11 protein-coding genes are annotated in these 13815 nt (G+C 47.6%); 3 read left to right on the forward strand and 8 right to left on the reverse strand.

What is annotated here, in order from left to right; all coding sequences use genetic code 11:
• Positions 1-87: 87 nt before the first annotated feature.
• The 6 genes from FC83_RS07725 to FC83_RS07750 all read right to left on the reverse strand — a co-directional run bounded on the left by FC83_RS07725 (position 88) and on the right by FC83_RS07750 (position 7851).
• Complete coding sequence (locus FC83_RS07725; protein ID WP_035456035.1) at positions 88-486, reverse strand: pyridoxamine 5'-phosphate oxidase family protein; 399 nt, start codon at positions 484-486, stop codon at positions 88-90.
• 132 nt (positions 487-618) lie between these two features.
• On the reverse strand, positions 619-987 hold the full coding sequence (locus tag FC83_RS07730; protein ID WP_035456034.1) for a rhodanese-like domain-containing protein: 369 nt from the start codon (positions 985-987) through the stop codon (positions 619-621).
• Between the two features lie 13 nt (positions 988-1000).
• Positions 1001-1504, reverse strand: a complete 504-nt coding sequence (locus FC83_RS07735) for a MarR family winged helix-turn-helix transcriptional regulator (protein WP_035456033.1) — start codon at positions 1502-1504, stop codon at positions 1001-1003.
• 152 nt (positions 1505-1656) lie between these two features.
• A complete protein-coding gene (locus FC83_RS07740; protein WP_035456032.1) occupies positions 1657-2586 on the reverse strand; it encodes an AEC family transporter in 930 nt (309 codons plus the stop codon).
• A 114-nt stretch (positions 2587-2700) separates the two neighbouring features.
• On the reverse strand, positions 2701-5484 hold the full coding sequence (locus FC83_RS07745) for a cation-translocating P-type ATPase (protein ID WP_057002599.1): 2784 nt from the start codon (positions 5482-5484) through the stop codon (positions 2701-2703).
• A gap of 141 nt (positions 5485-5625) precedes the next feature.
• Positions 5626-7851 (reverse strand): beta-glucosidase, encoded by a 2226-nt coding sequence (locus FC83_RS07750; RefSeq protein WP_057002600.1) that lies wholly within the window; start codon positions 7849-7851, stop codon positions 5626-5628.
• Between the two features lie 132 nt (positions 7852-7983).
• Here FC83_RS07750 and FC83_RS07755 point away from each other — a divergent pair, with 132 nt between their 5' ends.
• Together FC83_RS07755 and FC83_RS07760 are read left to right on the forward strand one after the other, a co-directional pair.
• Positions 7984-8901 (forward strand): NADP-dependent oxidoreductase, encoded by a 918-nt coding sequence (locus FC83_RS07755; RefSeq protein ID WP_057002601.1) that lies wholly within the window; start codon positions 7984-7986, stop codon positions 8899-8901.
• A 139-nt stretch (positions 8902-9040) separates the two neighbouring features.
• Positions 9041-9670, forward strand: coding sequence for a hypothetical protein (locus FC83_RS07760; protein ID WP_057002602.1), 630 nt, complete (start codon positions 9041-9043; stop codon positions 9668-9670).
• A gap of 285 nt (positions 9671-9955) precedes the next feature.
• Here FC83_RS07760 and FC83_RS07765 read toward each other — a convergent pair whose 3' ends face one another.
• Positions 9956-11812 (reverse strand): MFS transporter, encoded by a 1857-nt coding sequence (locus FC83_RS07765; protein ID WP_057002603.1) that lies wholly within the window; start codon positions 11810-11812, stop codon positions 9956-9958.
• A gap of 186 nt (positions 11813-11998) precedes the next feature.
• Here FC83_RS07765 and FC83_RS07770 point away from each other — a divergent pair, with 186 nt between their 5' ends.
• Positions 11999-12571 (forward strand): TetR/AcrR family transcriptional regulator, encoded by a 573-nt coding sequence (locus FC83_RS07770; protein WP_035456039.1) that lies wholly within the window; start codon positions 11999-12001, stop codon positions 12569-12571.
• A gap of 15 nt (positions 12572-12586) precedes the next feature.
• Here the strand turns inward: FC83_RS07770 and FC83_RS07775 are convergent, their stop codons facing one another.
• Positions 12587-13402: a metallophosphoesterase gene (locus FC83_RS07775; protein WP_052005107.1), complete on the reverse strand. Its 816-nt coding sequence runs from the start codon at positions 13400-13402 to the stop codon at positions 12587-12589.
• Positions 13403-13815: the final 413 nt, after the last annotated feature.

Here is a 13815-nt window from a genome sequence, read left to right on the forward strand (position 1 = left end):
ATATAAAATACCCCACAATCATTAGACTTCTTGTCTAACAATTGTAGGGCACTTCACCGCAGGTTAACGATTTTTTGTGTCTAATTTTTATAAAATTTCCGTGCCGGCTTCCAAGTTATTGTCTAATCGGAAAATCCGTTCTATATCAATGACCACCACCGCAGCCCGGGGGAAGCGATCGAAGATCTTGGTTTTACCCAGAATTTCGTTGGCGTAGTCATCTTTTTCATGGATATGGGCCGTGCCTTCAAAACGAAAGCCCTTTTGGTTAGGGCGATCAGCCACGGCCACGGCCGCATGTTGATTATTGGTTAAATTTTCATAGGCATGTCTAAAGGTATGCTCGAAATAAATCAGATGTTCATCGTCTAACACATGGATCGAGCCCTTGGGACCCACTTGAGGGAGCCCACTGGCACTAGTAGTGGCTAAAAAAGGTAATTGTGTCTGAATCATTTCCTTCATTTCATCGGTCAATTTTTTCATATTCACATTTTCCTTCCGCTGTTGATTGGCTGTGATAAACTACGTCACTAGTTTAATCATAGCATGCCCATGTGTTCGCTGGCAACGAAAGTCATTATGGCTTAGCCACCTATTGACCGCTATACAGCGGACTTAAGCGGTAACAGGCTCAGTGGGTAACTTCATCCCCTGCCAGCCTTCAAGGGCACCGGCCAGCTCAAAGGCTTTAAAGCCATTGCTTAGTAGTGTCAACAAGGCCTGTTTGCCTAAAATAGTCCCGCCAGTCCAGTCGTAGACCACATAAGTCTTGGCCTTGTCCAATTCAGCCAGATGGGCTGTTAAATCCTTAGCGGCCAGGGGTAATGCGCCTTTAATCTGAACTTTTTTGACTTGCGCCGGAGCATTTCGAACGTCTAGGACAACATATGGTGAATTCGGTTGTTTTAATCCTTGTAAAACCGTAAAGTGGTCAATATAAAGGCTTAAATATAACTTTAAAAAATCAATTTTAGCTTGTTCCATAATAATCTCCTGTCTATGATTTGGTTCCTAATAGTAATTTATTTAGTAACACATTTAGCTGTTTTTGCTCGGCACTGGTGAGGTTGGCAAATAAGTGATTGACGGTTTGAAAATTAACAGGTAAAAAACGGGTCAGTAACTGTAGCCCTTTTGCAGTGATTCGAACCACAAATGAGCGCTTATCCCTAGGTACAGGTGCTTTTTCAATCAATTGATCAACCAGCAGCCCCCGAATCAATTTACTGACCGTGACTTTCGAAGTCCCTAATTTACCAGCTAAATCAGAAGGACTTAACCCAGTATCTTGGTTGTGGTAAAGAAACATCAAAATGATAAAACGTGATTCCGATAACCCATACTGGGCCAAAACTTGTTCATAGAAATTTTCAACTGTGCGATAACAATGTTGAAAATTTATAAATGTCAAAACTGTTTCTGGATCGGCATCCTTATATTCATGCCGCATTAAGTCAACCCGCTGCGCATCAGGTCGCTCATAGGCATCGAAATTATCCAAAACAAACCCTCCCTTTAAATTTAGTTACCCGGCTAACTAAATTGAATTTTACACCCTTTCAATTTTCTGTCAAGGTTCAACTGACGCAAAATCATTAAAAAAACTGCGCGAAATTTATGGCACCTCCAACGCAGTTTTGTAATCAGTTGTAGCTATAAAAAATTAGTCACGGCAAAGACCAGGGGAATGGTCACCAGGCTCAAAATGGTGGAAAGGCTCATCAAAGCCACGGCGGGACTGGCATCCCCGTGGATTTTCAAAGTGAATAACACCACCACGCCGGCCACGGGACAAGCGGCCATGATCACGGTGGTGTACAGGGCCACCCCGGTGACCCCCAGGAGGTGCAAGGCTAAAATTGCCGCTAGGGGAAATAATAGGTTCCGGGCAATCAGGGCCAGCCATAGGTGTTTATCCACCAATTGTTTGGTCAGCTTGATATCCGCCAGGCTATTGCCAATGACAATCATGGATAGGGGCGTGTTGATGGAAGCCACATAGTGGACGATTTGGTTAGGAATACTGGGCAACTTAAAGGAAGTCATGAAAATCACTAGACCCACCACGATGGCAATAATATTGGGATTGAGGACAATTTCTTTGAGGTTGTCGAGAGGATGGCCGGCTTTTTTGGGGGTAAACAGACTAATACCATGGGTCCAACTGAAAATATTAAACCCAGCTAAAAAGGCCACGGCGAAGAAGACGCCGTTGCTGCCAAACAAGGCACTGATCAACGGCACACCCATGAAACCGGCGTTGGAATAAATGCTGCCATATTGGGCAATGCGCCGCAAGTTGGCATCTGCCATGCGGCCAAATAACAGCTTGGCCAACAGAATAGATACGATGTAAAAAATACCGATGCCCGCCGCCACCAGCAGCAACATTTTCATCCGATTTGGCGAATACTGTTGCTGAAAGGCGCCGATGATCAAACAGGGTGAGACAAAATACAGTAAAATATTCGTTAAATCTGTAGACGTTTGTGGCTTCATGAAACCCAGTTTATTGATCAAAACCCCCACCAACATCAAACAAAACATGATGACGATTTGATTGGTCAATTGCCCAAAACTCATTTTCCCAACTCTTTTCTACAAATGATATGTTATTCATTATAGCGCCAAAATAAAAAAACAAGTAGATTTATAGAAACTATACCCTAGCTTCCAGGAATCTGCTTGTTTTGTGTCTTAGATATTTTCTTTGATGTCAAAAATAACTTTGAACCCGGATAATAGGAACGTTGGCAGGGCCGGGATAAAGATAACCGCTAAATATAGAATTGGTGATAAGGGTGCAGTCCCCATGACATCGTTAAAGAACGGCATCAAGGTCACTAAAATAGAACTGGTGGCGGCAAAGGCCACGGCCATGTTCAAGCGGCCATTTTCAAAGGGATTTCTTGAAAATAAGGTGTGACTGCTGCGGGCATCAAACACGTGCCACAATTGACCAAAGACCAGGGTCAAGAAAGCGATGGTTTGGGCTTGGGGGATGGTCATGCCTTGCAGGGCGGCCCAATAAAAGGCTAGGAAAACCATCAGCCCCATGACGCCACCCCGGATGAAGATTCTAGGCAGCATCCCCTTTAGGATCGACTGCTTGGTGTTCCGGGGGCCTTGTTGCATCAAGTCCCCTTCTGGCTGGTCATACCCCAGGGCAAAGGATGGCAGGGAATCACTGATCATATTCACCCACAGAACCATTAAAGCGGTCAAGGTGGGTGTCGTGGCGGTGATTTGACCTACGGGGACGGTGATCAAGAGAACGCCGAATATCAGGGACAAGACTTCGGCCACGTTGGTGACTAATTCTTGGCGGATGAAGTTACGAATATTAGCGAAAATCCGGCGACCCGCATAAACGGACTTCTCAATGGTGGTAAATTTATCATCCAATAACACTAAGTCCGCCGCATCTTTGGTGACTTCGGTGCCGTTGATGCCCATGGCAATGCCAATGTCGGCGGCCCGCAGTGCGGGGGCGTCATTGATGCCATCCCCAGTCATGGCCACCACGGCATTATGAGCCTGGAGTTGTTTGACGATGCGCTGTTTATGCTCTGGGGAGACCCGGGCATAGACAAAAGTGTTGGGCACCAGGTCGTAGAGCTCCGAGTCGGATAGTTGTTCTAATTCTTTACCTTCGATCACCTGGGCGTTTTTATCATCTACAATGCCCAATTGATAGGCGATGGCCCGGGCGGTGGCGGCGTGGTCGCCGGTGATCATCACCACATGGACGCCGGCTTTGTTTAAGGTAGCCACAGAAGCTTTAACTTCTTCTCTTGGAGGATCGATAATCCCCGCTACCCCTAAAATGGTCAACTGCTGCTCTAAGGCTGCCACTTCCCCATGGAGGGCGGTTTCTTCGTCTAATTTACGAATACTCACGGCAATGGTCCTTAAGGCATCGTTGGCAAATTCCAAGATTTTACTTTCAAACTTTTTGGTATAACGGGCAACCGGTTTGATTTCGTCATCTAACATGATTCCCTCAGCCTGATTTAAAATCACGTCTGGGGCGCCTTTGGTGATGACATAGTAATCCCCATCTCGTAAAATGACCACACTCATCATCTTGCGCTTGCTATCAAAGGGGAGGACCCGGACCACATCGATGTCATTATCATCGTTTTTTTCCAGCAATTCACTGCGGCTGATGCCGGCTTTAGCGGCTAAGACCACTAGGGACACATCGGTGGGATTCCCGTAAGGCTGCCAGTTTTGATCCTCGTCTTGCATGATCTCGGCTTCATTATCTAACACCGCGGCCTGGAGGAACTGTTGGTAATTGGCGTCATTGGTGTTGGGGATGATGTCCCCCAAGGGGTCGTAGCCTAACCCTTCTACAGAAAAGGTGGCGTTATTGGCCCAAAATTTGGTGACGGTCATTTGATTCTTGGTCAAGGTCCCGGTTTTATCCGAAGCAATGTAACTGGTGGCCCCTAAGGTCTCCACACTGCTCAAGGACTTGATCAAACCGTTGTTTTTGGCTAAAATCGTGGCCCCAATGGTCAAGACAATGGATAAGACCACCGGCATGGCGTCAGGGATGGAGGCCACGGCTAAAGCGATGGCACTGGACAAAATCTCAGGGACTTTGGCTAACTCCAAGGTACCGCTGCGCAGGAATTCTTTACTCACATCATATAAAATCGTGAAGAGGACAATGGCCCCCGCCACTAACATTAATTTTTTCGTTAAGGCATTGATATTTTTCTCAATGGGCGTCTTTTGTTGGCCAGCGCTGGTCATGAGGTCGGCAATTTTACCCAACTCCGTGGTCATGCCGGTACCCACGATCACGCCGATACCATTGCCGTTGACCACGGTGGAGCCGGAGAAACCCATGTTTTGCTGATCTCCCAGTTGGGTATCTTCAGCCAGGGCCTGGGTGGCTTTGGTGATGGCATCAGCCTCCCCAGTCAAGTGGGATTCATTGACTTGCAGCTCGGCAACTTTTAACCAGCGCACATCCCCTTCGATAAAGTCCCCCATTTTCACGGCGACAATATCCCCAGGTACCAGCTGGGTAGTATCCACCGGTCCCCAAGTCCCATCTCGCAAGGTGTTGATTTGGTGATGGGACATTTGGGCCAGGGCCGCCAAAGATTTTCGCGCGCTATTCGCTTGGTAAAAAGCGATGAAGGCATTCACAAAAATTAAAATGGCGATGGCCACGGCTTCATACACAGCCGCTACCCCATGGCTATAATTTTTGGTCACTTGAAAATCATAAATGGCACTCAAGGTGGCTAACACCACCGCTACCATCAACACAATGATAATTGGTTCTTTAAAGCTGTGGAAAAATAATTTTAATTTGGACTCTTCCGGGGCTTGGGCCAACTCGTTGGGCCCATATTTGGCTAAACGCCGATCCACCTCGACCTGACTCAAACCTCGGGTCCGTGCCACATTCAACTGGTGTAATATGTCTTCTTGGGATAATGTATAAGCTTTTAAACTCAAACAATTCACTTCCTTTGCAAAAAATAACGCGGGGAAAGAGGGGTCATTGGCCGGTCTTAGCTCGCGTTATAATTTTTAATTTAGTTATCTGAATTAACTATAAATTTATTTTATCATACTTTTAGGGCCCTTGTCACGTGGTCATTCATTATTGGCTAACTTGTACAAACGTTGTAAGCGCTGCTTTTGGGCCCCCATACTGGCTAGGGCTCGCAGTGGCATATTGGTCAACATGGCCACATTGGTTTTGTCAGCGGTGAGGCTTTCCACCACTTGTTTTAGTTTACTCTGTTGCAAGAGTTCTTGGCTATCACTACGCAACAAGAAATCACTGAGATAAGTTTCACCGGTGACCAAAGGCTGTTGTACCGGGGTCCACTGCAGGTCAATGGTCTTTTGTAACTTCGGATCAATTGAGCTGGCGGCCACCTTAATTTCATAACTACCGTTATCTACTTGAAAGGCAGCGGTGTCAGCGTTATACCAACTGAAGGCCCGGCGATCTAAGTCCACACTCACAGCTTTTTGCTGGCCGGGGTCTAGGGTCACTTTGATAAATTGCTTTAGTTCCTGCTGGGGTTTTTCAATGGCACTGGTGTGATTGGCCACATAAATCTGGGCCACTTCTTTACCAGCCCGCAAGCCGGTATTCTTAATGGTGAAGCTGACTGTCACATGGTCATCGCCAACTTGTACTGCTAAATTATGGTATTCAAAACTGGTATAGGATAACCCAAAGCCAAAGGGAAACAGGGGCGTGATTTGTTTGGTGTCGTAATAGCGATAGCCCACAAATAGCCCTTCCCGATAAACTTCAGTTTGGGGATTCTTATTGAAGCCTAAGTAAGTAGGATTGTCAGCTAATTGTACTGGGAAGGTCTCGGCTAATTTCCCAGAAGGGTTCACTTTGCCGCTCAACACGTCAAAGGTGGCTTCCCCTACCCCTTCACCGGCTAAATAAGTTTCCAAGACCCCTTGGACCTTGTCTAGCCAAGGCATGGTCACCACGGACCCATTTTGCAAGACCACGATCACCTGGGCACTGACGGCGGTTAGTTGGGCGATGAGGTGATTTTGGTTAGCGGGCAAGTCGATATCGGTTTTATCAAAGCCCTCGGATTCCTTGACCTCAGGGTAGCCGGCAAACACAATGACCTTGTCGACTTTTTTAGCCGCTTCTAAAGCCTTGGTTTCTAGGCCATCATCCGGCTCAGTTTGAGCCAGGGCATAGCCCTGTTGAAATTCAAAATGGGCATTGGCCCGGCGTGCGGCCATCACTGGGGTAGCCATCTGATATTCGCTAACGTGAGAACTGCCCCCACCTTGGTAGCGGGGCTTTTGAGCTAAGTCCCCCACGATTAACAACTTGTCTTTAGGGGTCAAAGGTAAAACAGCCTCGTCGTTTTTCAACAAGACCATGCTTTCAGCGGCAGCCCGGCGGACAAATTCGTGTTGCTGATTTAAATCGTAAAAATCCGCCGAAGAGTTCGCCGGCAAATAGGTCATCACTAAATTCAAGATGCGCTGGACAGCCCGGTCTAGGATAGCTTCATCTAAAGTCCCGGCTTTGACGGCAGCTTCAATTTCAGCGGTGGAGGCCGCCCCCCGTCCGGGCATTTCCAGATCCAGGCCGGCTTTAATGGCCGCCACATGGTCAGCCACAGCGCCCCAATCAGACATTACTAATCCTTGGAAGTTCCATTCTTCCCGTAAAATCGTGGTCAATAATGCTTTATTTTGCGAGTTCAAGACACCATTCAATTTATTATAAGAACACATGATACTGGCGGGATTAGCTTGTTTCACAATGCGTTCAAAGGCCGCTAAGTAAATTTCCCGCAAGGTCCGGGGGTCGATTTCCGAACTATTGGTGAAGCGTTGATCTTCTCGATTATTGGCGGCGAAATGTTTCACCGCCACCCCCACGTTTTCACTTTGAACCCCTTTGACATATTGGGTACCCAATTCTCCGGTTAAATAAGGATCTTCAGAGAAGTACTCAAAATTACGGCCTGCTAAAGGACTGCGTTTAATATTGACCCCGGGCCCTAGGAGCACACCCACGTCATTGGCATGGGCCGCGATGCCCAGATTTTTACCCACTTCAAAGAGCAGTTGCCGATCAAAGGAACAAGCGGTTAACGCTGACGCTGGATAACTGACAGCCGTAACGGCTTTGCCTAGCCCGGTGTTTTCGCCTGCCGGGCTGTCAGCTTGCTTGCGCAACCCCGAAGGCCCATCGGTCATCATCAATGGGGGTAAGGCGGCACTTTTCACGGCCTGGGTATACCATAATTTGTCACCGGCAACTAGGCTGGCTTTTTCCGTAAGGGATAAATCTGAGATCACATTATGAATGGCTTGCATGGCGTTATTCCTCCTGAATTCACAGTCTTATGGTTTCAATGATGGAATAATCAGCGTCGTTTTGCAAGCTTATTACTTGCTTTTATTTGAAAACGTTTTTAAGCTTTGAGTAACAAGGATGGAGGAATTAGTATGCTTGCATTTGGTTATCGTCATAGTGGTGGTCCGGATGTCTTTGAAGCTTTAGATATCCCCACGCCTAAACCGGGGGCCAACGAATTACTGTTAGATACTGTGGCTGTGGGTTTAAATAATCGGGAACGCACCGAGCGGGCCCAGGGCAGCTTTGCCGGGACAACTTATCAAATTTCTGGCCGGGATGCCGTGGGCCGGGTCGCTGAAGTTGGCGCCAATTTAAAAAATGATTTCAAAGTGGGCCAACTGGTGGCGACCCACAGTGAACACACCTATGCCGCGGCGGTCTTAGCTGAACCGGCCAACAGTGCCTTAGTGCCGGCGGGAGTGGACCCGGTGGTGGCCGCTGGCTTGATCACCACCGGCATTACGGCTTATAAAGCCGTTCACTATTTTGCCAAGGTCAAAACTGGTCAAACCGTGATCGTCAAGGGGGCCAGTGGCGGTGTGGGAGCGTTGGTGGCCCAACTGCTGCACCAATTGGGTGTCACGGTCATTGGGGTTGCTGCCGCTAAAAACGAAGCCCTAGTTACGGATTTAGGCATTGATAATTTCGTGGCTTATGATCAGGTGAATTTAGCCGACGCTTTAAAGGAAAAAGGCGACATTGTCTTTAACCTGGCCATGAATGGCAATGGCGGTGCCGACGATGTGGCCATGACCAAGACTGGCGGGGCCATCGTCAGCGTGGCCCACGAAACCCCTGAGTTGACCCGGGGGATTAGCTTCACCCATATTCGCCCTACTAGTGCCTTGAGCGACCAAGAAGCTCTCAAAGCCTTATTGCCCCTGCTGGCCCAGGATAAATTAAGCGTCAATATCGGTTATACCCTGCCATTTTCCTTGGCGGGCATCGTTGAAGGCCATGAGTTATTAGAGGAACGGCATACTGGTCGGGTGGTTCTGAAAGTGTAATGTGTTAGATATAAGGAATTTTTTCTTGGTGTACCGGGTAAAACCGATACACCTTTTATTATTTTCTGGGTTTTAGAGACTTCCGGCCTAATATCTGATAAACTTTTCTTATTAGCTATGGAAATGGGAGAAATTTGGAATGACAACGACTTTAGCAACACCTGCAACAAGTTCAGCACACCAAGCACCAAAAGAACTACCTAAGAAAATGCGCCAAGAAATCGACACTTGGACGGCCGCCTTTATTCAAAGCGCGGCCTTTACCAAAGTGCCCAAGACCGTTACCGCCGAAGATGCGGTGGCTTATGTGACCGTTTTGGCTGAAAAAGCGTATAGCCAGTTTGATAAAACCCCAAGGGCTTGGACAAAATATGCCATCAAGGGCGTCCTCACAGGAACTTTCGTGGCGGATATGTTCATTGATAAGGCTGACTATGCCAACATTGAGCCCACACTGCACGCCTTTTTAGATTTTGCGGCTGCCCAGGGTTATTTGAATCCTAAATTAGTTGCCCGCACCCAACGGGCCATTGCCGAAGCGGCCCCAGAGATGATCGAATTGGCCCAAGATGACGCCAATTACAGTCCGGCTAAGGCCACGGTGATGCGCAGTTTAATGCGGGAAGCGGCCACCGCCACTGAACCAACCGTACAACCAAAAGCGGCTAACCAGGGCAACCAACCTCAATCAGAGCTAACCTCTGGGCGAGTGGTGGCCTTAAAGGCTTGGAAGCGGCGCCAACGCTTGCAAAGAAAACACAAACATTAATTAAATAAATATGCTATATTATAGGTATTGACGCGCCTCTTTTTAGAGGATGACGCCGTAGCGACCCTCTAAATGGGGGCAACGCCTGAGCATCGACCGAAGTCGATGCTTTTTTTATAATTGTACATAACCTGCAATTTAAATAATTGCAGATAGCAACGCCGGAAACAAGCCAAGAAGAAAAAGAAACGCTATTAGAGCGGCTTTAAAAAAGCGTAATACACAAAAAATCGAAATCATTACCGCAGTTTATTAGCAGTGGTATGATTTCGATTTTTTCTGCATTCAATTTGATGCTTTAACCTTATGCCGATCCGTCCAAAAAGCCACGGGTGAAATTACCAGGACAATCAGGGCACTCAGCAAATAAGTGCGGCTAAAGGCTTGGCTTAATTGTTGGTTTTTGTCTTTTTTGATGGTGGTAAAAACTCGAGTCAAGACTTGCTTTTGGGCCAGTTGTTGCAGGGCGGTGCTAAAAGCCTGTTGTTTCTGGGCTAATTGACCAGTACCGGCAGTAATCTTGCCCGAGGCCGTCCCCAATTGTTGGGCAACAGCCTGGCGTTGGGGGTTAGCCCCTAAGCCCATCATGGTGGCGGTTAACCGCTGAGAACCGTTATGGACTTGGCTTAGCCCTTGGTGCAATCGGACACTGGCCCGATAAAGTTTAGCTGTTGTTGAATTGCCCTGGGGTTTGGGTAAGTCTTGCGTCCCCTTAGCCGCTTTGGCAACTGCGGTGATCAATTGGCTTTGGCCCCCCTTGGCCCCAATAGCGTTGTCCCCAGTGGTGAAAACTTGGGTTAATTGGTTTTTGGCCACGTTCTTCACCCTTGGCGCCAAGTTAGCTTTGGTCACAGTGGCAATGCCGTTTTGACGAATGGTATTTTTGGCGGTGGCCACGTGGTTGTCCAAGGTGGTGACCAGAATGGCTACCCCTAAACAGGTGCCAATTTGCCGCGCCGCATTGACGATGCCGGAACCAATCCCGCTTTTATTTTGGGGTAGATATTTCACCGAAGCCACTAAAGAGACGGAGGCAAAGCCAAAGCCAATGCCGTTAAGAATCAAGATGAGCACCATGGTTGTTTTGGACGTGGTGGTGGTAATTGAACTCAAGGCTAACAAGCTGCCGGCGATGATCACCAAGCCCCCAAAGGTCACGGGAATCGCCCCTTTGGCGGATAGGATTCTGGTGCCTAAAGGCATGGCCACCACAATAGTTAAAGAAACGGGTATCAAAATGAGGGCGGCTTGTAGAGCGGTATCGTTTAACACGTCCTGCAAGAAGTAATTCATGATCAACGCGGGACTCACCAAAGCGAAGCCCGTCATGAAATAAACTAAACTTGATGCGCTCAGGGTCTTCTCCTTAAAAAGGTCCAACTCCAACAAGGGATTTTTAACCTTAGCTTCTACACCGATAAATAACCCTAAGGCGACAAAACCACCAATTAAACTGCTTAAAATTAACAGGCTACTCCAGCCATACTGCCGGCCTTCCAATAGGCCAAAGGTGATGCCCCCTAGACCCAGGGTCAATAACAAGGTGCCCCAGACATCAATGTGCCCAGCCAGGGTATTGTCTTTGGATTCTTGGACCCAGATAGCAATGATGATCAGGGCAAGCACCGTTAAGGGGACGTTGACCCCAAACACCCAGCGCCAGGAAGTATACTCTAGCAAAATCCCGCCCAATGGGGGTCCGCCCGCAGCGGCTAAGGCCGTCACAGCACCCACGGCACTGGCTACTTTGCCCATATTGGTTTTGCCAAAAACTTCAATACCCATGGGCAAAACGATGGGGGTGATAATGGCCCCGCCTATGCCTTGGCAAAAACGAAAGACAATCAACATCCCCAGGGATGTGGCCAACGTACAGGCAGCCGAAAAGCCACCGAATAATAGCAACCCGATCAACATCACTTTTTTACGGCCATAGCGGTCCGCAATTTTAGAAGCTGTGATCATAAATACGGCCAAGGCCAAAGTATAAATCGTGGTGACCCAACTGGTATTGGTCAAACTGGCATTGAAATGGGTCATGATTTTAGGCAGGGCAATATTGACGATGGTACTGTCCAAGGTCCCCATAAACATGGCAATGGTCAAACCCACAAAACTAATCCCTTTTACAAAACGTGACATAAATACCCTCCTTAGAAAACTTCATTGGTAGATGTGACACAAATGTTTCCATGTGACACACTTGTTACCTTTGAATCCACTTTGCAGTATAATGAGGGTAATCATGAAACACAAGCCTTGGGCCACAAGTGCTACAAATTGGCCGGTTTTGTGTCATTTCAAAAAAAGGATGGTCAACTTATGAAATTGAACGGCAAACAACGCATGGTGCAACAATCTAAACAATGGCTCAGTGACGCCTTGATCGAACTCATGGCCACCGAAGACTTTGAGGATATTTCCATTACAGAAATTGCGCAAAAGGCTGACTTATCTCGGAAGACCTTTTATCGGTTGTTTAAAAATAAAAATGCGGTGGTGGATTTCTTTTGTGATCAATTGTTTGATGACTACTTCCAAGTTTTGATCAAACAAACTCCGCAACCCGCCGCAGCCATGTTAGACACGACTTTGAACATCTTCTTTAATTTCTGGTGGCAACAAAAAAGCCTTGTGCGTTTATTAATTCGCCAAGGCTTATTCGATCATTTAACAGCGGTGTGGCAACGTAAAGCCATCCCCCGCTATGGTAATTTTATCGCCCCTTGGCATCTGCAAGGCACACCCAAGGAAGTCAATTACATCATGGCCTTTCAGTTAGGCGGCTTCACCAACACGCTGCGGGTGTGGTTAGACCAAGCTGACCCGGAAGAACCGGCCGTTATTCAAAAAACCATGATTGCGGCAATTCATCAATTGTCCGCCAGCCTCAAAGCCTAGGCTGGCCTGCCGGCTTTAGTTCAGCTGATACACGGCCTGGATTTCCCCGGCAGTGCCCAGTTGCAGGACGTTTAAATTTTGATACACGTAACTGCCCCCGTCGATGAAAACGCGGGGGTATTCGCCCTTGTACTGAACGGCCACTACCGCGGCTTGATGGTCGCCATAACGGGTGATTTTTCCTTGGTCTTTAGGCAATTGGCCATAGATCATGGTGGTGATGGTGTGGCCGGTGACCAGGGTTTGGGCTACGGGATTGTGGCCAAAATCGGGGACGTGGTTGCGACTCAATAGCGCCGCCGCATGCTTGAAGCTCCAGTCGTGTTCTTGAAACCAATAATCTTCCCGTAGCCATAATTTCGCTAAATCCGGGGTGGCTTGTAGGCCTTCGGGATAAATGCCGCCATGAACATAAAGGCGGTGATCATCTTGGTAATAATAGGGCAAACTAGCGATAAAAGAAATTAGGTCGGCGTAGCGGCTTTTGATGAGCTGTTGGTTGTGGGGCACGTTATAGGCAATATAGTCGTCGCCTAACATATCATGTAAGGTAGTGGCGCCGTCATTTTGAATATACAATTGCTGGGCGGCGGTGTCCTGGGACAAATAGCCTAAAAACATGTCCTCATGGTCACCGCGAATGGCAATTGCGCTTTGAGCTTGGACCATTTTTTGAACGTAGCGCAATACTTGCAAGCTAGCTGGTCCCCGGTCGATCATATCTCCCAAAAAGACGACGCGATAGTCGGTAAACTTGGGGATAGTTTCAATTTTGGTCAACAAGTCGAAATGACCATGAATATCTGAAATAATTAAATCCGTGCCTGCCATTGTCGTCCTCCTGTTGAGCTGATTGTCTAGGCTTACCTTAACAAAAAAATACGGGATATACCAGTGGCCCAGCTTATGGTAACAGTATTTATCCCGTATTTTTACCTGGTGTCTTGGGTATGATGGGACCTCAGCAATACCAATTTACAATTTGATGACACTTTACAATTATTCTTGCCATGTCAATGATTCTCGGCACTAAAGTACCGAGCTTGTCTCTCACCACCAAGTGGCGAGGGCATCTGTATCAGATACCTTTAGACTTACGCCTAACGCTATGTGGTCTAACAACCTTCCGGTCTCCCACGTAGTTTGCGTGTGATAAGCACGTGCTGTGTTGGCGTTACTTACTGTTGAGTCTTACTTATCTAAGGATTCCAACAGCCCGATGATCGACTTCACCGGCAATTGAA

This window comes from Agrilactobacillus composti DSM 18527 = JCM 14202 (assembly GCF_001436375.1).
Lineage (GTDB): Bacteria > Bacillota > Bacilli > Lactobacillales > Lactobacillaceae > Agrilactobacillus > Agrilactobacillus composti.